At 47.8% G+C, this 22,077-nt stretch carries 13 protein-coding genes and 1 other annotated feature; of the genes, 7 read left to right on the forward strand and 6 right to left on the reverse strand.

Going from position 1 to position 22,077, the window contains the following annotated elements:
• Window positions 1–27 precede the first annotated feature (27 nt).
• Window positions 28–254: a binding site (T-box leader), on the forward strand.
• 238 nt (window positions 255–492) lie between these two features.
• Window positions 493–2,085, forward strand: a complete 1,593-nt coding sequence (gene serA / locus NST99_RS22675; protein ID WP_341094566.1) for a phosphoglycerate dehydrogenase — start codon at window positions 493–495, stop codon at window positions 2,083–2,085.
• Between the two features lie 109 nt (window positions 2,086–2,194).
• Here serA and NST99_RS22680 read toward each other — a convergent pair whose 3' ends face one another.
• A complete protein-coding gene (locus NST99_RS22680) occupies window positions 2,195–3,040 on the reverse strand; it encodes an SDR family NAD(P)-dependent oxidoreductase (protein ID WP_341094567.1) in 846 nt (281 codons plus the stop codon).
• 155 nt (window positions 3,041–3,195) lie between these two features.
• On the opposite strand from NST99_RS22680, the gene NST99_RS22685 reads away from it, so the two are divergent.
• Window positions 3,196–4,179 carry a helix-turn-helix transcriptional regulator gene (locus tag NST99_RS22685; protein WP_341094569.1) on the forward strand — a complete coding sequence of 328 codons (984 nt, stop codon included), beginning with the start codon at window positions 3,196–3,198 and terminating at the stop codon, window positions 4,177–4,179.
• Here NST99_RS22685 and NST99_RS22690 read toward each other — a convergent pair.
• Window positions 4,163–5,497 carry an ABC transporter substrate-binding protein gene (locus tag NST99_RS22690; RefSeq protein WP_341094571.1) on the reverse strand — a complete coding sequence of 445 codons (1,335 nt, stop codon included), beginning with the start codon at window positions 5,495–5,497 and terminating at the stop codon, window positions 4,163–4,165. The two genes, NST99_RS22685 and NST99_RS22690, sit on opposite strands and share 17 nt — an antisense overlap.
• Window positions 5,498–5,625: 128 nt before the next feature.
• Here NST99_RS22690 and NST99_RS22695 point away from each other — a divergent pair, with 128 nt between their 5' ends.
• On the forward strand, window positions 5,626–7,404 hold the full coding sequence (locus NST99_RS22695) for a sensor histidine kinase (protein ID WP_341094573.1): 1,779 nt from the start codon (window positions 5,626–5,628) through the stop codon (window positions 7,402–7,404).
• A 3-nt stretch (window positions 7,405–7,407) separates the two neighbouring features.
• Entirely contained in the window at window positions 7,408–9,048 is a 1,641-nt protein-coding gene (locus NST99_RS22700; protein WP_341094575.1) for a response regulator transcription factor, read from the forward strand.
• Between the two features lie 88 nt (window positions 9,049–9,136).
• Here NST99_RS22700 and NST99_RS22705 read toward each other — a convergent pair whose 3' ends face one another.
• Complete coding sequence (locus NST99_RS22705; RefSeq protein WP_341094576.1) at window positions 9,137–15,784, reverse strand: glycoside hydrolase family 3 N-terminal domain-containing protein; 6,648 nt, start codon at window positions 15,782–15,784, stop codon at window positions 9,137–9,139.
• 287 nt (window positions 15,785–16,071) lie between these two features.
• Between NST99_RS22705 and NST99_RS22710 the strand changes: the two genes are divergently transcribed.
• The 3 genes from NST99_RS22710 to NST99_RS22720 all read left to right on the forward strand — a co-directional run bounded on the left by NST99_RS22710 (window position 16,072) and on the right by NST99_RS22720 (window position 18,108).
• The gene (locus NST99_RS22710; RefSeq protein WP_076108999.1) at window positions 16,072–17,322 is read left to right on the forward strand and encodes a methyl-accepting chemotaxis protein; all 1,251 of its coding nucleotides are present in this window, start codon (window positions 16,072–16,074) and stop codon (window positions 17,320–17,322) included.
• Between the two features lie 232 nt (window positions 17,323–17,554).
• Window positions 17,555–17,905 (forward strand): hypothetical protein, encoded by a 351-nt coding sequence (locus tag NST99_RS22715; RefSeq protein ID WP_341094577.1) that lies wholly within the window; start codon window positions 17,555–17,557, stop codon window positions 17,903–17,905.
• An 8-nt stretch (window positions 17,906–17,913) separates the two neighbouring features.
• Window positions 17,914–18,108 (forward strand): hypothetical protein, encoded by a 195-nt coding sequence (locus tag NST99_RS22720; protein WP_341094579.1) that lies wholly within the window; start codon window positions 17,914–17,916, stop codon window positions 18,106–18,108.
• 193 nt (window positions 18,109–18,301) lie between these two features.
• Here the strand turns inward: NST99_RS22720 and glpK are convergent, their stop codons facing one another.
• From glpK to NST99_RS22735, 3 genes are all read right to left on the reverse strand, one after another.
• The gene (gene glpK / locus NST99_RS22725) at window positions 18,302–19,795 is read right to left on the reverse strand and encodes a glycerol kinase GlpK (protein ID WP_076108996.1); all 1,494 of its coding nucleotides are present in this window, start codon (window positions 19,793–19,795) and stop codon (window positions 18,302–18,304) included.
• Between the two features lie 114 nt (window positions 19,796–19,909).
• Window positions 19,910–21,349 carry an ATP-binding protein gene (locus tag NST99_RS22730; protein WP_341094580.1) on the reverse strand — a complete coding sequence of 480 codons (1,440 nt, stop codon included), beginning with the start codon at window positions 21,347–21,349 and terminating at the stop codon, window positions 19,910–19,912.
• The gene (locus NST99_RS22735) at window positions 21,350–22,066 is read right to left on the reverse strand and encodes a response regulator transcription factor (protein ID WP_020427515.1); all 717 of its coding nucleotides are present in this window, start codon (window positions 22,064–22,066) and stop codon (window positions 21,350–21,352) included.
• Between the last annotated feature and the right edge of the window lie 11 nt (window positions 22,067–22,077).

Raw genomic sequence — 22,077 nt, forward strand, 5'->3', positions numbered from 1 at the left:
ATGTTACATTATGAAAAAATTAATCAAGTAAAACCGATGATGGAACAAGGATGCTGGAAGCCTTCAGAGAGCCGGTGGGTGGTGCAAACCGGTGGCATACAGATATCTTTAGCGCTCCTGAGATATTGTATCGAACTATAAGTAGATGCAATCGGATCATCTCCGTTACCAGTGTGGCCTTTGCAGGCCAATGAGGCTGCTTCTTCAATGTTGCAGTGAATTAGGGTGGTACCACGACAACTCTCGTCCCTTACTACGGCAGTAGTATGGGGTTGGGAGTTTTTTTGTTACCCGGAATCCGTCTTTTGGCCTAAAAGGCCCAAAATTGGCAGGAGACTGTCCTCCTACACTCTCTTTCTTTTATGCGACAGCGCGTTACTTTGTTATTCTGACATGCTTTTCACCCGTTTTGATGCTTCAGGTACTGTGGATTGCCTTATCAGGGCATCCTTGGCATATTAAGCTTTATCACTTTAAGGGGGACAAGAAACCATGTTTAAAGTATTAGTATCGGATCCAATCAGTGATTTGGGCATTCAGCAATTGATGGACGCAAACGACGTGACTGTAGACAAGAAGACTGGACTTAGTGAAGAAGAGCTTATTGCAATCATCGGCGAATATGACGGCCTGCTCGTACGCAGCCAAACCACTGTTACCGAGAAAATTATTGCCGCAGGCACAAACCTGAAGGTCATTGGCCGCGCAGGTGTAGGTGTTGACAATATTAAACTGGAGGCGGCAACGCAGCATGGCGTTGTGGTCATCAATGCGCCGGACGGAAACACGATTACGACCTGTGAGCATGCTTTTGCCATGATGATGGCACTCGCCCGGCATATTCCCCAAGCCTATGCCAAAACGATTTCCGGCGTATGGGATAGAAAGACATTCCTTGGCGTAGAACTACGCGGCAAAACACTGGGTGTTCTCGGCATGGGACGGATCGGCAGCGAGGTGGCCAAACGGGCCAAAGCCTTCGGCATGAACATTCTCGCCTTTGATCCGTTCCTGACTCCGGACCGTGCGGAGAAGCTCGAAGTGAAACTGGCCTCCGTTGATGAGATTGTCCGCGGCGCTGATTTCATGACCGTGCACACACCACTGACACCCGAAACCCGCCATATGATTTCCCGCCCGCAGTTCGAAGTGATGAAAAAAGGCATGCGCATCATCAACTGTGCCCGCGGCGGCGTAATCGACGAAATGGCATTGGTTGAAGCCATCGACAGCGGCATCGTCGCCGGAGCAGCATTTGACGTATTCGAACAAGAGCCGCCACAAGCGGATCACCCGTTCCTTTCCCATCCAAAAATCATCGTGACTCCGCATCTGGGTGCTTCGACCGTAGAAGCCCAGGAGAATGTAGCCATCGATGTATCGGAGCAGGTGCTGCATATTCTGCGCAACGAGCCGTTCATTAACGCTGTAAACATTCCTCCGGTTGCGCCAAGCGTAATGAATAAGCTTCAGCCTTACTTCACACTGGGTGAGAAGCTTGGCAGCTTTGCAACACAGCTGACGGACGGCGCTATTCGTGAAATTCATGTTGAATATGCCGGGGATCTCTCGGATGTGGATACACAGCCGCTTACCCGATATATTGTAAAAGGCGTGTTCACCCGCCACTTCGGCAGTGATGTCAACATCGTCAACTCCATGCATCTGGCCAAAACGCGTGATGTGAATGTTGTCGTGACAAAGGCTTCCAAGACTAAGGGCTTCACTAATCTTATCACCGTTACGCTGAAGGCCGAACCGGATGAAGAACGCCTGGTAGCCGGAACATTGCTCCAGGGCTACGGCGAACGCATTGTCCAGGTCAATAAATTCCCGGTTGATATCGCTCCGGAAGGCCATCAAATTGTAATCTCCCACAACGACAAGCCGGGGATTATCGGTCTCGTCGGCACTCTGCTCGGACAAAACGATGTCAACATCGCTTCGATGCAGGTGGGACGTAAAATTGTCGGTGGTGCAGCTATCATGCTTCTGACAGTGGATAAAGAGGTGCCGCAGCATGTGCTTGTGAAGCTGGCTGGCTTGCCGGAAATCAACACTGCCGAAGAAGTCGTTCTGCTATAGAAGCCATTTCGTATCATTAAAGTTCTGAGTATTAGCAAAAAAAATCGCTCTTTCGAAAATGGAGGCATCCTGCAGCCATTTCAAAAGAGCGATTTTTGTTTATTCCGGTTTATTCCGGAACTTTGAATACCGGGACGACCCGCCCGTCAGCATCAGTGAATCCGTATTGTACCGCAAGGCTGCCTACCTGCTGCGGGATTCCCGTTATGGTCATTACCTCTGGATCTGCAGCCAGCTGAACCACGGCCCGCCCGATATAGGCTGTGGACTCACTGGTTTGCAGTTCAGGCACCTCCTGCCAATGCTCTTCATCTGTATTGAGGCTCTCCAGCACCAGTTCAGTCCGCATCCAGCCGGGCGACAACGGGATCACGGCTATACCGTCTGCCGCAAGTTCTACCGACAATCCATAGGCCATGCGCACCAGCGCATTTTTAGCCAGATCATAATAGAAGTTGTCAATGTATTTGTAGTGGTCCCAATACGTTGTATGAATAATAATACCACCGCTCTGCCGGTTGCTGCGCATTAGCGGAATCGCGTAATAGTTGGTCATCAGCTGCGCTCTGACTCCCGCATCGAACATATGGCTCCAATGTTCCAGAGGCAGCTCCCAGAAGGGTTTGCTCTCGATGGACAGCTCATTACCGCCCCATACATTGTTGACCAGGATATCCAGCCTGCCCTGCTCCGACGCTATCCGCCGGATGGCTTCTTCCGTTTCGCTATCCCGGGTATGGTCACAGCGGATCGCTTCACCCTGCCCTCCAACCGCCTTGATTTCATCGAGAACACTGTCGATCGTCCCTTTACGCCTTTCTTCGTGCGAAAGCCCTGTGCTTCTGCCTGTGATATACACATACGCACCTGCTTTTGCCAGTTCCAAAGCTATTCCCCTGCCGGCCCCCCTGCTTCCTCCGGTAACCAGTGCCACTTTCCCTTGCAAATTTGTCATACTACCGCTCCTCTCTTCATTGTTGATCTTAGTATCATTGGTTCTTCTGCTTGCTATACTCATCATAAACTCTATATATGACATCAACTGACATATATATATGATAAAATGAAAAAAGAGTTAAATTAGGGGGATACCCCCTATGAGGAGGACGTATGAGAGCAGACCGTTTATTATCTATATTGCTTCTGCTGCAGAACCGCGGCAAAGTCACCTCCCGTGAGCTGGCCAGCACCTTGGAGGTGTCCGAGCGGACAATATTTCGTGATATGGAGGCGCTCAGTGCCTCTGGAATACCTGTGCTGGCTGAACGAGGCCGGGAAGGCGGCTGGATGCTCACCGAAGGCTACCGCACTTCCTTAACTGGAATGAAGCCCAACGAAATAGGCGCTCTCCTGCTCTCTGCCGATTCGGCAATCTTGAAGGATCTTGGTATTCATGAGGATTTCACGATTGCATCGCGCAAGCTGGAGGCTGCTGCCTCAGGGAATAAATCCCCTTCCGCCAACTATTTTAACCAGCGTATTCATATAGACAGTGAAGGATGGCTTTCATCCGAGGAAAGCTTCCCTTTTCTTTCAACCTTACAGGCAGCTCTTTGGGAAGACCGGAAGGTAAGTATTTCTTATCTGCGAAATGGGGAAATAAAGAACAGAATCATTGGACTGCTGGGCTTGGTGGCGAAACGGGGGGTATGGTATGTTATCGGGCAGCATGAGGAGCAGTTCAGAACCTACCGGGTTTCGAGAATCGTTGCTGCCCAAATATTAGAGGAAGCTTATTCACGACCTGACGATTTTGAGCTGACGAGTTACTGGGAGTTGTCTAAAGTATCGTTCAAATCCGCCCTTCCCAGTTATCAAGCCAAATTCACGCTAAAGTCTTCCTCCCTTCAAGCGTTAAGGCAGGAACGCTTTGTTACATTGCTGTCCATAGATGAATCTCCTGATTCTGCATGGCTGGAGGTCGAAGCTGAGTTCAACGTCATAGAAGCAGCTTGCCGAATCATGTTGTCCTTGGGTCCCCATGTGATCGTCAGGTCACCAGAGGAGCTGCGTATAAAAGTATATAAGGCTGCACTGGAGACCGTGCTATTGGGTCGTCGGGTGAGTCGTCTCCCAGCTACTGATTCATTTTAGCGGCTTCATCAAGTTTCTTTAAAAACTCTGCCGGAGTGCATCTTCCATCCATTAAAGATTGATGGGCCTCCATTACTTTATTTTTAAATTCATTACTTCCTTGATCCTGGAGCGGGGTCCCGCTGGAAGTTGAAATGGAGCTAAAGATGTCTACCAGTCCTTTTTGCAGCTTATTTTCTGCCCCAGTCAGGTATTGATCGAATTTTTGAGCGGGTATCCCTGCTCCACTTTGCCAAATAAGCTTCGCCCAATTCTCTGGATCGTAGAAGTATTTCAAAAATTGTACAGCCTCCCCTTTATTCTTAGAATGTGCGGAGATTGAATATCCACCGCCGAACCAGGCTGCGACATCCGTCAGCTTGCCTCTATCAGAAGCGGGATACGGTGCAGCTGCAACATTACTCCGGAATTCATCCGAGAAATTCTCATCCGTAGCAAGACTGGATTCCCAGCTCCCCATCAAAAAGAAAGCCGCTTTACCTTGTCCAAACAAGTTGCGGGCTGCGCCGTAATCGGCAGTCAGGAAGCCGTCCGCAAGTGTCTTCTCTTTCTGGAACCTCTGTAATTCTTTAGCTGCTGCAAGAAATTGTTCATTGCCTGTAAAGGTAGCTTTGCCCGCGAGAACCTCGTCCATTTTGCTAAAATCGCCCGTATGCCGCTGAGCGATGTACTCGAACCAGATCGGTAGTGACCAGCCTTCAACAGCATTGGTTGTGATAGGATTAATGCCTTTCTCTCTTAGCATCTTGCTTGCCTTAAACCATTCTTGTGTTGTTCCAGGAACCGGGATACCGGTGTCGGCCAATATTTTTTGATTGTAGTACATCACAAAGAAGTCGGTATTTCTAGGTAACCCGTATAATTCACCATGCTGCTTGAATCCATCGAGTGAGCCGGATACGAAATGGTAGGAGATATAATCTGACTCGTTCAGCTCAGCCAACAAACCTGCATCAATTAAGGGTTTGATAAACGAGGTCTGTCCCCAGGATTGAATAATATCCGGAAGAGCATTCGATGTAGCGTATATTTTAACTTTGGATTTATAAGGCTCATCCTGCAATGCCTCGACTTCTATTTTTACATTTCTATGTTCTTTCATATAAGCGTCTATGATTTGCTGTTCGATTTTCCCCTGTCCGTTCTTGCGGTCAGCAAGGGCTGTGAACAATTTCAACGTGACAATTCCCGGTGTCTCTGTATTATTCGGATCTTTTATTGCAGGTGTCTTGGAATTCATATTCGTAATACTAAATATTGCGCAAGCTGTCAAACCGGTTATGATCAGTATGGATAGTGCGCGGTATTTCTTTTTCATCCTCTTCCCCACCTCTTGAGAAGTTATTATTACTAAAATTCAGGGGACAGCACATATATTATTACCTTAATTATAGTTATACTGATGATATTCTATGTAAAGCAGGGTGAGACAATATTAAACCTATCGTGACGCGGTATCGAGACATTTCACTGCAGTATAAACTACTGATCTGGGTTATCCCTCTACTGATCTTTACTGTAGGTTTAACTGGCCTTTATTCCTATTATATTGCCGCCAATGAGATCGTCGATAAAATCCGTCAAGCGCAAAGTCACATGGCAGCCAAAACGACGAACCAGCTTGATTTTATCACCAGCGGTACTATTAGCACAGGTAACTTCCTGTTTCTCAATCCATCCTTACAACATTTGGTGACCACCAGTGATACACTCGAGGTAAGAGAGCAAATCTACAAATCCCTCCTCCCATTGATGGTCTCGAGCGAATCCTTTCAATCCTTGCTTATTTATCGCTTGTCTGCGGGTCAAGAAGATAATGGGCCATTCGCCATTACACAAACCGGCATTGCCAGTGCTGCCTCCTTCGCCGAGTTTCAGGAAACCCGGTTTTTCAAGAACATTATGAAATCTGCCGGTGAGCCAATATGGGATATGTTGTCCCCTGAGGATCACCTGCTGCATGGAGACAGACATTATAAGCTCGTGATGATCAAGCCCTTTAAGGATTTCAATACCTATAAACGAATCGGTGTGCTAATGATTGGGATCGATGCCGATCAACTCAGCAATAATCTTTTCCGCAAAGAAAATAATGCTTATCAACTGGTTATCAATGACGATGGTGTGATTCTGGCCTCTACGGAGTTGGATAATTTGGGTGAACATATCGGTGATCTGCCTTATTTCCAATCTGCTGAACCTGCACTCTCAAAAGATGATGCGCTCAGCTACCTGCTGGATAGAGATGATTTGGTTGTCTCTCAGACCACTTCCCCGCTGACAGGCTGGCACTCTTTGGTGATACAGAATAAAAAGGATTTATTGAAAGAGCTCGATTATATCAAATCCATAACTGTTCTTATTATGGCAGTGTTTACGCTGGTAATGATACTGTGCACTTGGTTAATCGCCAAAATCATTACGAACCCTGTCAAAACATTAATTCTCTCGATGAAGCAGCTGCAGCTTGGAGACTTCAGTCAGCAGGTTAATTTTTCGGGGAATGATGAGATCGGCCAACTGGGTTACTGGTATGATACGATGGTCAAGCGTGTCAAAACCCTAATCGATGATGTATATACTTCACACCTAAAGCAGAAAGAAGCAGAGCTTAAAACGCTGCAATCGCAAATCAATCCTCACTTCCTGTACAACACTTTAAATATGATAAGCTGGACGGCGATGCAGAAGAATGAGCGGGATATCGCAGAAATGGTTCAATCTTTGTCCCAGGTGTTTAGGTTAAGTCTAAATAACGGCCAAGACAATGCTACTCTTCATCAGGAGGTTGAATTCATCGAGAATTATTTATTTTTGCAAAAGAAACGCTTTACTACCAGATTTCATTTCTCCGTCACCCTGGATGAAGAGATCAGTCATTTCCAAGTCCCCAAATTATTATTGCAGCCCCTTGTTGAAAACGCCATCATTCATGCCATAGAACCTTTAGAGGGAAACGGAATGATTGCGGTAGCCTGTTATGCTGAGGAATCGTGGATCGTACTGGAGGTTGTTGATAATGGGAAGGGTATGACTCCAGAACGGGTAAAGCAAATTTCATGTCATCCTAAACCGGTTGCTCCTTCCATTGGACACTCAGGCCTCGCCTTAAGTAATATTCGCGAAAGGTTGAATCTGTACTTTGAGCTTACGGAATTTCACATTGAAAGCACCTTAGGTCTAGGTACGCGTATCCAAATCCGAATCCATAGAGGGGGTAACTAAACGATGCTCAGGTTGCTGATTGCCGAAGATGAATTATCATTCCGGCAAGGAATTATTCAGATGATCGATTGGTCCTTTTACGATATTGAGATTGTGGGCGCAGCGGGGGATGGACGAGAAGCTATAACATTAATGAGAGAAAGGAAGCCGGATGTATTATTAACAGATATTCGCATGCCTTATATAAATGGACTGGAACTGATCCAGACTGCGCAGGAGGAGGGGCTGTCCTTCTATTCCATCCTGCTTACAGGGTACAGTGATTTTAATTACGCGAGGGATGCAGTCCGTTATGGGGCAAGCGAGTATTTGTTAAAGCCCTGCTTACCTGAAGATATTCTCCAAGCCATACTTACGGTGAAGGAAAAGATCGATAAGGAACAAAGGGAAGGCTCCACGCTGCAGCAGCTCAATCAGAATTGGACAAAAAATATTCCGCTGCTTAAAAATCAAATTTTAAATCAGTGGCTTGCGAATCCCCCGCTCCTTCTCGAAGACAGGCAGAAAATCATAGAAGAGATGGGAATCTCACTTAAGCCTTTAAAGATTCATATTGGATTGCTGCGGATTGACACCCCGGACCACCGGAATGACTCCAAACTATATAAACGGGATATGGCATTGATCCGATACGCAGCCAGTAATATTCTGACCGAGACATTGCTGCCTCTATTCCATGGGTTTATAGAACCGATTAGCTACGGAGAGGAAATATTATGGCTGGCCAACATCCCTGATCATGAGACCGGTACCTCTTTGAAGAAAAAGATGGAAGAACTCCAGAAGAATATGGAGACCTTCTTGAAAATTTCCATCAGTATAGCCATCTCTTCCGTAAAACCATCTCTGGATGAAGTACATAGCGCGTACACGGAAGCCTTGGAAGCCATGGCAGGCCGGTTTTACAAAGGAAAAGGCGGGGTATTTCTTTTTTCCGAATATAATCAGCGCGGTCTGGTTCAAACCTCCATCTTGGAGAATGAAGAACTACAGCAACTGGAGAAAGAAATAAAGCTCAACTTGGAAAATCATAATTATGAACAAGCATTAGATCATCTGGACCATTGGCTGAATTATATCCGCAACACCTCTCAATATGATAAAACGGAAGTCAATCTGCGGGCCACGATCTTCATTCTAGAGCTGCAAAAATTCTCACAGGAACGTAATCATACCGCCTTCGAATGGAAGGATGATCTCATTAATTGGGTGGAGAAAGTTCCCTTGATCGAGACATTAGAAGAGCTGGCTACCATTATGCAAAAAATCATTCAAAGCATCGTTGAAATTGACTCCCGGCAGAAGCCTCTTCACCGAACCGTTCAAGCTGCACTTGATTGGATTATTCAGAAGTACAACACCAGTATCTCGCTGGAATCTGTCGCAAAGGAAACTTATGTATCCAATACCTACTTAAGCTCTTTATTCAAACAAGAACTAGGGATTAACTTTTTGGATTATTTGCATCAATTCCGTGTGGAAAAAGCGAAGGAACTATTGAAGCAAAACTACAAAATATATACAATTGCCAAGCAAGTGGGGTATCAGGAGGAGCGGCATTTTAGAACTACTTTCAAAAAATGGACGGGTCTGACCCCAACACAGTACCAGAAAATGATCGGTTACCTTGAACCTACAAACTGAAAGTTTAAAAGGGTATTTAAAAACCAGAAAAGGGCCAACCGGAACCTTCCGATTGGCCTTATCTTCATTCAACTACAACAGCACTTAGTTATTGCAAATTATACATCTTATAAATCATAACCGAAGCTTCAGCACGGGTTGCAGTCCCAAGCGGATTCACAAGGGTCCCGTTACCAGACACGATTCCATTCTTGACCAGCGTTGCTATGTCTTCAACCGCGAAGGGTCCGATCTTCTTAATATCATCAAACCCTGCCAAGTCCGCTGCAGATCCCTGTTCCAAATGAATCTGCGCAGCACTCAATGCCCGGTTGGCCAAAGCCATCATTTCTTGTCTCGTGATGTTTGCTTCCGGTTCGAAGACATTGCCGCCTTTTCCTTGGACAATCCCGAGCTTCTTAGTTATGCCAATAGCCTCTGCATAATAAGCCGTGGATTTGACATCGGCAAAGTTATCACCTGCTACTTCTGTAAGTCCAAGTGCTTTGACTAATAATACGATAAAGTCCGCTCTTTTAATCTTTGCATTAGGGGCAAATGTCGTATCTGATGTGCCCTGTATCACTCCCTTGGACGCCAGAACCTCGATTGCCTGCCTTGCCCACCCGTGCTTACTGATATCTGTAAAAGATTTATTAACATACGCTACAGCAAATGTGCCGAAATGTGTCGTGGTGAAACTAACCATTCCGGTTTTTTCATCGTAACGGCCGCTTGGAACCGATATTAGATTTCCTTGTCCATCGATATACCAGATAGTGATTTGCTCCTTATGGGCCAATTCCGTTGCCGAAGGCGTGTAAGGAATAGACACCGTTACCGGTGCTTTCGGATTATTCCATTCAATGACCTGATTACCGGCTCGTAAGGTCAGCCCGATGACGGGATGTTGCCCAATCTTTGCTTTCACCCCATCCTCAGTAATATCCGCTACTGCAATCGTTAATCCAATGTTGTCTACACCACTCGCAACAGTTCTGCTTAGCATGTTACTTGGCACGATTATCTTCCCAATGGCCGTAACAATTTCCAGCTTCGAGGTTAAAGTCCCCGTCGTCAGATTCTCAACAGGAAGAAGTATTTCGTATCCCTTTTGTCCTGCTAATTCCTCAACTTCTATAAAGACCGTTGGGACTCCTTTGACTGGTTTCGCAGCTTGTAGCGCTGCTTTCAAATCTGCACTTGCTATCGTTGTTGTTGCGCGTCCTGTGTTAGGATTTACTACAGGCTTCGGAGCTTTGATCATCGCCTTTTGCCCATTATCAACCGGGGTAGTCCCTGGGGTTGTTACGGGATTTGTTACTGGGTTCGTACTGGGATTCGGATTTGGATTATTAGTAATATTGAAAGTGAATTCACCGACAGCACTATGATTCAAGCTGTCTTTAATAGAAACTGCTTTGATCGTCGTATCAGAAGTAACCGTAAGCGGTCCCTGATATAAGAGGCTTGTCGTCGTCGGTACGGTACCATCGGTAGTATAATAAATAGTTGCTCCTTTGGTTCTACTTGTTAGATTCACATTGACCAGGCTGTTATAACTTCCCGCACCTGGACTTGCTTGCGGTGATGCCGCTGCTGCTGCATAGAAGGAGACATAACTGTCATCCATCCCCGCTTTTACGACAATAGCCCGAAGGACTTTCGCAGGTGACACTGAGACAGGACCCGTATATAATGTGCTGTTCTTTGTTGGAAGTGTACCGTCTGTTGTGTAGTAGATTTTCCCGTCAACGATATTCGTATTGAGCTTTACGATTTGCTCGTCATCCCTTTGACTATCTTCATACAAGACATGAGGTGCTGCAGCCATTTCAAAAACCGGCGCCGGAGCGGAATCCGTTGGCTCAAGCTGAAACCGGTCCAAGTTTACTCCGTCGCCATTAATGACAAGCCGAATGGTCTGCGTGCCAGCTGTTAAAGGAAGGATCGAAGCCGCTTCAGAATAGACAACCCAGCCACCAGTACTTGGCAAGCTTGTGGTACCGGTTGTTTGACCCTTCGTCTGCAGCGATACGGAAACTCCGCCTTGTGGAGTCGCATAATTATATTTAACTTTGTAGTTGCTGGACTTCGGTACTGTAACTAAGTAATCCATATAGGTTCCCGCAGCTGTATAACCTAGGTTTGTAATTGGATCTCCTACTTGGATCACGTTCTGACCAGCTTTTACGAAACTCTCCGCTTCCACTTTCAAGATGCCGTCCCCGTCCACGGAATGAGGGCTCACTTCTTCGACTATAATATGCTGCATTTCAAAGGTGCCCACACTGCCGAGAATTCTAATGATCTGCTCCCCTGCTTCCAAATCCGCCGAAGTACGTATGAGATTCCAAGTATTAGGTCCGGAAGGAATGTTAAATGTGGCGAGCGTTGTATGATCAGATTTCATCTGGAAAGCACTGCCTCCACCACTTGGAACTACAGCATTTAACGTAAATGCATATTTGCCGGCTCTCGGAACATTAATCTTAAAGTCTACCCAGTCCCCTGCTCCTATGTCTGTAAATTTCCATCCCTCCGTAAAATCCACTCCTGAGAACTGATAGTAAACATCCGCGCTGACGGTACCTGGTATAGGTGTAGCCGGTGTCTGCCTTGCAGTCCCTTTCAGCTTCATAAGCGCTGAAAGCGGCTTACCATCAGTAGAATCAGAATAGGCGGTAGCCGGTACATTTAGGGTCAGGTTCACATCATTATAATAAGGCGTTCCATCCCATGCGAGTTTTACTTTAACCTTATCCGGGTTGTAAGTAGCGTAGGTAACAGAGGTTACTGTCACACCCTTATCCGTTGCCTCACCAGATAATGAAATGTCATTTACATTTAAACTATTAAAGGTGCCTCCGCTAAGATTCAACGTTACTTCTTTGCCGTTTACATCATAATCCAAAACATCCGGAGTAAGACTTAGCACTTTCTCCTCCCCAGGTACCGTTTGAACGTCACGGTTCCAACGGTAAGTGGCTACTGACTTGGGTGCTAATGTTGCCGCAATTTGTGTTCCGTCACTCACCAGCTTAAACGTTTGTGTTGATGCCGTCTGGTTAATAACGACCGTAACGATCGTTTTCTTATCCGGACTCATGAAGGATACATTCGTTACACTATCCTTATTACCGTAATTGCTGTCGATTCGAGTGTAGCCTGGTTTCACGAACTTTGTGAAGTGGCCCACGAAGTAATACTCCGGCGTCAGCCAATAATTATCGGTGTTCGACGAATCCTGAATTAACATCGTCGGGTCCGGTGTTCCAACCCACTGGTGGGTGTTGATATCGCTATCCAGCATAAGGACCCATGAATTATAGCTTCTTGCCCAATTTCTGAAATACTGTGCAATCCGATCCGTACCTAATGTTCCCCATACTGCACGTTCCGTTAAGTAAACGTTCTTCTCGGGGTACATATCATGCAGCTGAGACATAAGCCCAAGATCGCCGCCGTAATCATGGAAAGCCGTTCCGTCAATCGCTGCGTAGTTCTCAGAATCAGCCAGCATTGGAGCCGGATAAGACATCGTGTCGCCCGGGTTGTGGTCGAATATCCATAACTTGACGTCCAGTCCTGCTGCTGTAAGCTTCTGCTTCAGCAGCTTGGCAAGCTCCGCTTCTTGTTGCCAAGGCATTTTCGTACTGGGATATTCGATTTCAAGAAGAGGCTCGTTCTGTAAGGTCATCGCTTCGATAACAATCCCTTGCTTCTTATACTCTTGAATGAATTTGACATAATAGTCCGCGAGTACAGGCAGGTATTCATCCTTGACCTGCCCTTTAACCATGCTGTCAGTGGTCTTCATCCAGCCTGGAGGACTCCATGGTGAAGCGAAAAATTTGAGTTCCGGATTGATCGCCACCATTTTCTGCAATGCCGGAATAATACCGAAGTCGATATCCTTCTGAATTGAGAAATGACTTAAGCTTGTGTCCGTTTCCCCCTTTGGCATATCATCATAGGAATAAAACTTCTGTGCTGTAAAGTCAGCCGAACCAATCGTCACGCGCATCATACTCATGCCAATGCCTTCAGTCTTGCTCACTAGCTTCTTCAGTAATTCGTCCTGTTTCGCTGGTGACATCTTGAGCAGATTGTAAACAGTCGATTCTTCCATCGATGTTCCAATCCCCATCATCGACTGATATTCTTTGTTAGGATCAATAGTAATCGTTGTAACTTTAGGGTCAATGGCCGTTCCAACCTCAGTCAAGTCGATATTAGCTTGCTGTTCAAGCTTCTTGTCACCATCCTGCCAACGAGGATCGTAATACCATCCCATATCCCCGGAATCCCGTTCAGTGGTTACCCAGTTCTCTACTGCGTTCGCCTGTATGACCGGTGCCGGGGTTACAATTCCCCCACTATCAATTTCTGGCGCTGCGGGTGAGAAGCCTTTGGAACCAAACCAGTTTAAGTTTAGTCCGCCCGCCTTAAGCACTAACTTAATTTTCTGAACACCTGCTGTAAGGGCAATGTCATGAACTGTAGTCGTCTTCCAGTTCTGCCAGGCTCCTGTGCGGTTTACGGATAACTCTCCGAGTTTCACACCTGACTCATTTAGAATGTTAAATCCGGTAGTATCACCTTCACCGGCATGGCGGAAATCTATATCAAACACTCCATCTGCTGGAACGTCGATCAGATATTCCATCCAGTCCCCTGCATCTGCATAGCTAATATTTTGGCCTCCACCCACATCAGCAGTGCCCTCTAACTGTATCCCTTGCTGTTGTATGAAGCTCTCCGCCTCTACTTTCGCGTAGAGAGCTTTGCCCGGCTTTTGCGGAAGAGCGGGTAAAACAGGTGTGGATTCGTTTTTAGTCAATCCATACCCATAATCAAACAGAATATATTGCTGTTCTAAATTCGAGGTGCCTGCCTTCAAAGCTGAGTATGCCTCTGTGTAGAAAGGCCAACGAATCGGTAATTTACCTGTGAATTCGTAATCACCGAAAAGGACATCAGCTACTCCCTGCCCCTCCGTTCCCGGCAGCCAAGCTTCAACCAGCCCTGCAATATCCTCCAATTGATCATTTATGATCAAAGGTCTTCCGGATACGAGGACAACAATCGTCGGAACCCCAGATTTGCGGATATTATTTAACGTAGCAATATCTTCCTTATCCAACTTGAGACTGTTCAGGCCATCACCGTTTGATTCGGCGTACGGCTTTTCACCGATAACAGCAATCGCGACATCGTTGCCTGCTGCGCCACGGCCATGTTTGTTGTAGGTTACCTTCTTTGATTCACCAGCTGTGTTCTTAATCCCCTGAAGGATCGTGGTTCCTTCCGTAATTTTCCCGGATAGACCCTGCCAGCTGATGGACCAGCCACCCGACTGTATGCCGATATCATCTGCACTTTTGCCTGCGACAAAAATCTTGTTCATATTCTTAAGCCGGGAAAGGATCGGCTGACCATTTACCTTATCGTTTTTCAGGAGAACGAGGGATTCACGTACTGCCTTCTGGGCAAGCGCACGGTGTGATTTAGAGCCGAAGGTAGTCACAAGACTCTGATCCGTCATCGGATGCTCAAATGCACCTGACTCAAACTTAACGCGCAAAATACGCGTTACTGCGTCATCTATACGGCTTTGACTAATTGATCCATCCTCTACAAGTGCCTTCAGGTGAGTGATGGTTACTTTCCAATCGGCTGGCATCATCAACATGTCAACGCCGGCATTCACAGCTACTTTAATCTGGTTCTTCAATCCACTGACTGCATTACCCTCCCAATCCTTGTTGATTTGCTGCACGGCATTATAGTCCGTAATAACAAAGCCCGTGAAGCCAAGCTGGCCCTCGCCTGTACCCTTCAGCGCATCGGTGAGAATACGTTTGTTCGCGTGCATCTTCAATCCTTGGATACTGTTATAGGAAGCCATTACCGTCCTTGCCCCAGCTTCTATAGCCTTTTTGTACATAGGCAGATTCAGGTCGAGCACTTCCTGCTCAGTCATCCCGGTGATATCGCCCTGATTCACTCCATTATCCGTTAACCCTTCTCCAAGAAAGTGTTTTGCGGAGGCGATCACCCGATCACTATTCTTCAACTCGCCAATGTTTTTTCCCTGCAGTCCCTTTATGTACGCAGAGGCCATTTCAGCTACAAGGGACTGGTTGTCACTGAAGCCTTCATACGTCCGGCCCCAATTTATATGTTGCGGATCAGCAATGGTAGGACCAAAGATCCAATTCGTTCCAGATGCTTTAGCCTCCTGTGCGGTTGCGATCCCAATTTGTTCGACAAGTTCTGTATTTCGTGTGGCTCCTAAACCTATATTATGTGGGAATAAGGTCGCACCCATGATATTGTTCTGACCATGTACCGCATCAACCCCATAGAGAAGCGGAATACCCAGTGGTGTTGATAAAGCACCTGCTTGATAGGAATCCACCAGTGCCTCCCACTTCTCACGAGTACTGTCTAATTGCTTCCCGTTCGGGAAAGAACCTCCGCCACTGAGAACCGAACCTAAGTGATACTTCTTGACATCTTCCGGTGTGACGGATGCACGCTCCGCCTGCACCATTTGCCCGATTTTCTCATCCAGAGACATCCGTCCCAGCAAGTCCGCCACTCGGGTATCCACAGGCAGTGAGGCTTTATAATAGGGAACCAGGGCTTCCGTAGTTGACGCTGCTGCATAGGAAGTTGCAGGTGCTGCTCCTGCAAGTGTTGACCACAAAAGGAGTAAAGCGGTGGCCGAGGAAATTGCGCGTTTCAACATTTCATATTGCCTCCTTCAAAAGTAGTGAGCATTGAAATTCGATTACAAATTCCCCTTTCTAACAGAACCTCCTTAGGCAATTGTTATATAACGATTGAAAGCGTAATCATATATAATCATAATTTCAGCATTCACAAAAATATAGGAGTCATTTTTCAGATAACCTGCAGCATTTTTTAGATTATTCCTATCTTAAATTTATGTCAGTTCTTACAATAGACCAAACCTCCTAAAATCGCCTATAATATTACAATACACAACACTTTTATTAGGGGGAAATAGTTATTATGGACTGGATGAACAAGCTTCCGTTAAAACAGAGAATAGTTGCCGGTTGTTATCTGATTGCCGCATTATTCGCAGTTCCTGTTCTGATTACTTTATTGATCATGGGCAAGATCCTGATCGGAATTATTCTTGTTGTGGTGCTTTCAGCGCTGACTTATCCTCTTTCACGATTTATTGAGAGAACGCTTACATCTTCGTTTGACGACATTTCCAATGTGACGCACACGATTGCCAAAGGAGATTTCACAAGCCGTGCGGACGAAAGCGGGGCCATGGGCGACATCAGCCGCTCGTTCAACACGATGATCGAGAAGCTGAAGAAGATTCTGACGGAAGCTTCGGGAATTACCCGCCAGGTAATGGACGCGAGCCGGGGTATTGAAGACAAGAACCAGAATCTCAAGATTGTCATGGCACAGGTTGCCTCTTCTTCCAACGAGCTGGCCCTGGGCGCCAATGAGATATCCGTGGATATTGCAGATATGACGGAATCCATCAAAGACATAGAAACCAAAGTTTCTAACTACACAAGCTCAACTAAAGAAATGAATAAACGTTCTATACATACGCTGGAGCTGGTCGAAAAAGGACGTGTGTCCGTTGACACTCAGGCAGAAGGCATGCGTAAAAATATTCAGGCTACGCAAAAGGTGGCCGATACGATTGATGCCCTTTCACAAAATGCCCGGGGAATTACCATGATTACGAAGACCATCACCGAAATTGCCGAGCAGACCAACCTGCTGTCGCTGAACGCATCCATTGAAGCCGCACGCGCAGGCGAGCATGGCCGGGGGTTCGCCGTGGTAGCCCAGGAGGTCCGCAAGCTTGCCGAGGAGTCCACCGCTTCTACTAAGGAAGTATTCGGGCTGGTACGCAGTATCGAAGCCGACATCAAGCAGGCAATCGACAATATTGCCATCAACGAAGAGGTCGTGCAGGTTCAGAACGAGATGATCACTGAGACCGCTCATATTTTCGCGCAAATTGTGCAAAGTGTTCAGTACATAACCGAGCAAATCGCCTCCTTCTCTGCTGAAAGTGATCTCATGCTGGAAAGTGCACTCAAAATCTCCAGCGCCATTGAGAATATTTCCGCGATTACCCAGCAGACGGCAGCCGGAACCGAAGAGGTATCTGCAGCCATGAATGAGCAAATCAATGCCCTGCAATCCGTAGCCGAAGAGACAGATAAAATGACGCAAGCTGTATTCCAGCTGCAAAAGACCATTCACATCTTCAAGTTCTAGATTAAGCGTATCCTGCTCAGAGACCTCTTTATGGATTATGGCTGATTATCAGCTGTATCCTGAAGAGGTTTTTTTTTGATATTTTGTGACAAATTAATACAAGTTTCGACTTTATTATTGCATATACATGAAATTCATGGTTATCTATATGAACAGATATACATGAGGACCGCAAAGGCAAGTTTAGCTGCCCCCTCATGTTCAGCAATCCACTAACGGGAGTGATGTACAGATGGGGAAATTTATTTTAAAGACAGATGTGGAACAGAAAGTCATCGAAATCGAATTGGAAGGCACCTTCTCTGAAGAGGACGGTCTCCGGTCTATCCAAACTTATCAGCAAACGATCAATCCTATTAACCCAGCCGACTATGAACTAAAAATTGATTGTATAAGGTTAAATGTAACCGCTCCAGATGTGGTGCCTCTGCTGGAAAGCTGCTTCGTGATGTTCAAGAGCGACGGATTTGTGAAGGTTAAGCTGACGCTGGAAAACAATCCGATCCTTAAAATGCAGCTGGCGCGGCTGGGCCGCAAGGCTGGTCTTGAGAATTTAGAGATCATTTCCGCGGTTGAAGTGTAGCAGCCGTTATGGGAGAATATGTAATTAACAAAATGACTGATTTCTCGGAAGAATCTATTGCGGCTGTGAAGTCGCTGGAGCTGCTCTGTAAAAATTCCGATGGGAGCAATCTGAGAGTTGGCGTTGAGAGTCTGGGACCGGAGAACGGTGATGCTGCTTTCCTCTGCCATGCCGGGGAACAGTTAACCGGTTTTCTGAGCTGATGCTGGTTGGACTGATAAGAGTTAATAAAGTTGACTCCCGGACAGCGGTTATCCACGATTTCTGCGTCCTTCCGGCTAAAGCCCGCCAGAACAAATACGGCGCTCAAGAAGAACCTACTCTTCTTGAGCGCCGCTTGCGTGATGGGGTGTTGGTAAAACTCGTTTCCAAATCGGTACATGAATACATTCCTGCTTACTGACGCCCCTCATGCTTCTCCCAGCCCATGGTACGCGCTACAGCATCCTTCCAGGCGCCATAGCGGCGTTCCCGTTCCTCCTGCTCCATCTGCGGCGAGAACACCTTCTCGGCCTTGTTGAAGCTCTCAAGCTCTTCTCTTGACCAAATCCCTGAGGTGAGTCCGGCCAGCAGCGCTGCCCCCAGAGCCGTCGTCTCCGCATAGGTGGTGCGGGTCACCTCACTGCCTAGAATATCTGATTGAAACTGCATCAGCAGATCATTGCGGACAGCGCCGCCATCCACGCGCAGTCCGGTCAGCGGCATCCCGGCGTCTTTTTCCATCGCCCCAATCACATCCCGGGACTGAAAAGCCAGCGACTCCAGCGTGGCCCGCACCAGGTGACCTGCCGTAGTCCCCCGGGTCAGTCCGAACACCGCGCCGCGGGCGTACATATCCCAATAAGGCGCCCCTAGGCCGGTGAAGGCCGGTACGACCACGACACCTTCGCTGTCCTCCACTTCCCTTGCTTTGTCCTCCGAGTCCGAGGGGCCGGTAATCAGCCCCAGTCCTTCCTCCAGCCACTGGACGGCTGCACCAGCCACAAAGACACTGCCTTCGAGCGCATAATACAATTCATCGCCCATGCCCCAGGCTACGGTGGTCAGCAGCCCATGAGTGGAGACGACTGCTTCTGTACCTGTATTCATCAGAATAAAGCAGCCTGTGCCGTATGTATTTTTGGCGCTGCCGGCATCCAGACAGGTATGGCCGAACAATGCGGCCTGCTGATCGCCAAGGACGGAGCGGATAGGAATTTCCGCACCGAACCACTGTGCCTGGGCTACGCCGAATTCTCCACCGGACATCCGCACCTCCGGGAGAATGGCGCGGGGGATGCGCAGAACTTTGATAAGCCGCTCATCCCATTTGCGCTCATGCAGATTAAACAGCATCGTACGTGAAGCATTGGTCACGTCCGTGGCGTGCACAGCGCCTCCGGTGAGCTTCCAGATCAGCCAGCTGTCAATGGTTCCGGCAAGCAGCTCTCCCCGCTCGGCACGTTCCCTTGAGCCCGGCACATGGTCCAGAATCCAGGCCAGCTTTGTTGCCGAGAAATAGGCATCGACGACAAGTCCAGTCTTCTCGGCAATTTCAGCGGCAAGACCTTGCCGCTTAATGTCCTCACACTGCTCCGCCGTGCGCCGGTCCTGCCAGACAATGGCCGGATAAATCGGCACACCTGTAACCCTGTCCCAAATGAGCGCAGTTTCCCGCTGATTGGTGATGCCGATGGCCAAAATCTCCGCAGCCGGGACCCGACTTCCGCTGATAGCATCTCTGGCTGCGGCAAGCTGGCTTTCCCAGATTTGCTCCGGGTCATGCTCAACCCAGCCTGGACGGGGGAAAGATTGTTTAATATCATACTGACCCTGGGAGAGCATGCCCGCTTCCAGATCAAACATAATCGCCCGTGAGCTGGTCGTGCCTTGGTCCAACGATAAAATCATGATAGATGCCTCCTTGATTTGCTGCAAGATGTTCCACGGTGAACAAGATTAAAGTGCTAGTTTCAACAAAAAGCACCTCTGCTGTCAGAGGCGCTGTCATGCTGAGTCAAGCGTTTACTGTTTTTCGACAGGAAGCCGCAGCGTAAAGGTTGTCCCCTCGCCAAGCTTGCTGTACGCGGTAATTTGCCCTTGATGCGACTCGACGATATTTTTAACGATCGCCAGTCCCAATCCCGTTCCCCCGGATTCCCCACGGACACGAGCTTTATCTGCCTTGTAGAAACGTTCGAAAATATAAGGAAGATCCTCCGGTGCAATGCCGACTCCTTCATCCCGGACTTCAATCCCCAGGTAACGCCGGCCTTCCAGAATCACCGTGCTGGTGACAATGGTAATGTGCTTGCCTGCGGGTGTATGGCGGAATGCATTATCCAGCAGATTTGTCAGAACCTGCTCCAGCTTATCTTCGTCAGCAGCCTTAAGGAGCGGTATATCGCCAGACTTGGTCAGCTCCAAATGAATCTCCCGTTCCTTGGCCCGTACGGAAAACTTTCGGTATATGCGTTCCAGCAGCTCATCCATATCCACCTGCGACTTGGCCATATCCGTATGTCCTGCCTCCATGCGGGCAAGATCCAGCAAATCCTTAACCAGCCGTCCCATACGCAGCGATTCATCATGGATAACCTGCACCAGCTCGCTGCTCTCCTCCGGCGAGGAGGCCATTCCATCCAGCAGCGCCTCGCTGTAGCCCTGCATCATCGAGAGTGGTGTGCGGATTTCATGCGATACGTTGGCCACAAAGTCCGTGCGCATTTTCTCCAGGCGCACCTCTTCAGTCACATCACGCAGAACCGCTACAGCGCCGCGGATATTCCCTTCCGAATAAAGCGGAGCCATATGAACCGACCAGACTCCCTGGCGGACATGCACATTAGAACGCTCGTCGCTTCCCTGTCTCAGCGTGCTGAAGAACAGCGGCCGTAGCGGCGGCGGCACATCGCCTGAAGCAACCGCATCAGGATCAAGCTCAGAATCGCTTTCCTGCTCGTGGTCTAAATCCTTCCAGGCTTGAAGCAGTTTTTGGCCGTGCGGGTTGGTCAATATAATCCGGCCTTCGATGTCAAACGTGATGACGGCATCGCTCATGCTGCGCAGAACACTCGACAGATGACCCTTCTCGTGGTTCAAACTGCGGATATTCTCCTCCAGCTCTTCAGCCATATGGTTGAATGAAGTGGCCAATTGACCAATTTCGTCGCTCGTCACAAGTGTCAGCCTTGTCCCGTATTCACCCTTGCGGATATTGTTGGCCGCTTCAATGACCTGCTGCATCGGCTGGGTAATCTTAGTAAATAAAAACAAGGCAAAAAATGTCGTCAACGAGAACCCGATCATACAGGCATACATGAACAAACGTTTAATCGCCCCGGAATTGGCGAAGTTGCTGTCGATATAAGGCAGCAGAGACAGCCCCACCGTAATGAGCACGACAGCAACCAGACAGATGATCGTGATCCACAGCTTGCCGACAAGACTTCTCCAGAAATTCACTTATTTAGGTACCTCGAGCTTGTAGCCTACGCCCCATACTGTGGTGATCATCGCTGCTGATTCCGGTGAAACTTTATTCAGTTTCTCGCGAAGCCGTTTGACATGGGTATCCACTGTACGTAAATCTCCGAAAAACTCGTAATTCCACACATCCTTAAGCAGCTCTTCGCGCGAGAATACCTTGTCCGGCGAGATAGCCAAATAATGCAGCAGCTCGTATTCCTTCGGGGTCAGGCTTACTTCCTGGCCGCCTGCAGTTACACGGTGTGCATCATGCTCAATAATAAGATGCGGGAAAACGATATTGTTGCTGGAATTGCTCTCTTTGGATAAAAAGGCCGTTGCCGAAGAACGGCGCATAATGGCCTTGACCCGATAGATCACTTCCCGCGGGCTGAACGGTTTAACCACATAGTCGTCTGCACCCATTTCAAAGCCCTGGACCCGGTTGATTTCCTCGCCCTTGGCGGTCAGCATCAGAACAGGAGTAGATTTGACCCCTCGGAGTCTCGTCAGCACTTCAATCCCATCGATGCCCGGCAGCATGACATCCAGCAAAATAAGGCCATAATCATTGGCCGTTGCTTTGCGCAGAGCAATTTCGCCGTCTTCCGCTTCGTCGATTTCGTAGCCTTCTTTTTCAAGGTACATCTTTAGCAGGCGGCGAATGCGCTCTTCATCATCCACCACCAGAATTCTATTCAAATGCTCTGCCATTTCACAACAAC

This window comes from Paenibacillus sp. FSL L8-0470 (genome assembly GCF_038008625.1).
Taxonomy (GTDB): domain Bacteria; phylum Bacillota; class Bacilli; order Paenibacillales; family Paenibacillaceae; genus Paenibacillus_AQ.

Excerpts from the sequence above, each read along its gene's own strand:
- serA (WP_341094566.1), top strand. The coding sequence starts at position 493 with ATGTTTAAAGTATTAGTATCGGATCCAATCAGTGATTTGGGCATTCAG.
- NST99_RS22680 (WP_341094567.1), bottom strand. The coding sequence starts at position 3,040 with ATGACAAATTTGCAAGGGAAAGTGGCACTGGTTACCGGAGGAAGCAGG.
- NST99_RS22685 (WP_341094569.1), top strand. The coding sequence starts at position 3,196 with ATGAGAGCAGACCGTTTATTATCTATATTGCTTCTGCTGCAGAACCGC.
- NST99_RS22690 (WP_341094571.1), bottom strand. The coding sequence starts at position 5,497 with ATGAAAAAGAAATACCGCGCACTATCCATACTGATCATAACCGGTTTG.
- NST99_RS22700 (WP_341094575.1), top strand. The coding sequence starts at position 7,408 with ATGCTCAGGTTGCTGATTGCCGAAGATGAATTATCATTCCGGCAAGGA.
- NST99_RS22705 (WP_341094576.1), bottom strand. The coding sequence starts at position 15,784 with ATGTTGAAACGCGCAATTTCCTCGGCCACCGCTTTACTCCTTTTGTGG.
- NST99_RS22710 (WP_076108999.1), top strand. The coding sequence starts at position 16,072 with ATGGACTGGATGAACAAGCTTCCGTTAAAACAGAGAATAGTTGCCGGT.
- NST99_RS22715 (WP_341094577.1), top strand. The coding sequence starts at position 17,555 with ATGGGGAAATTTATTTTAAAGACAGATGTGGAACAGAAAGTCATCGAA.
- NST99_RS22720 (WP_341094579.1), top strand. The coding sequence starts at position 17,914 with ATGGGAGAATATGTAATTAACAAAATGACTGATTTCTCGGAAGAATCT.
- glpK (WP_076108996.1), bottom strand. The coding sequence starts at position 19,795 with ATGATTTTATCGTTGGACCAAGGCACGACCAGCTCACGGGCGATTATG.
- NST99_RS22735 (WP_020427515.1), bottom strand. The coding sequence starts at position 22,066 with ATGGCAGAGCATTTGAATAGAATTCTGGTGGTGGATGATGAAGAGCGC.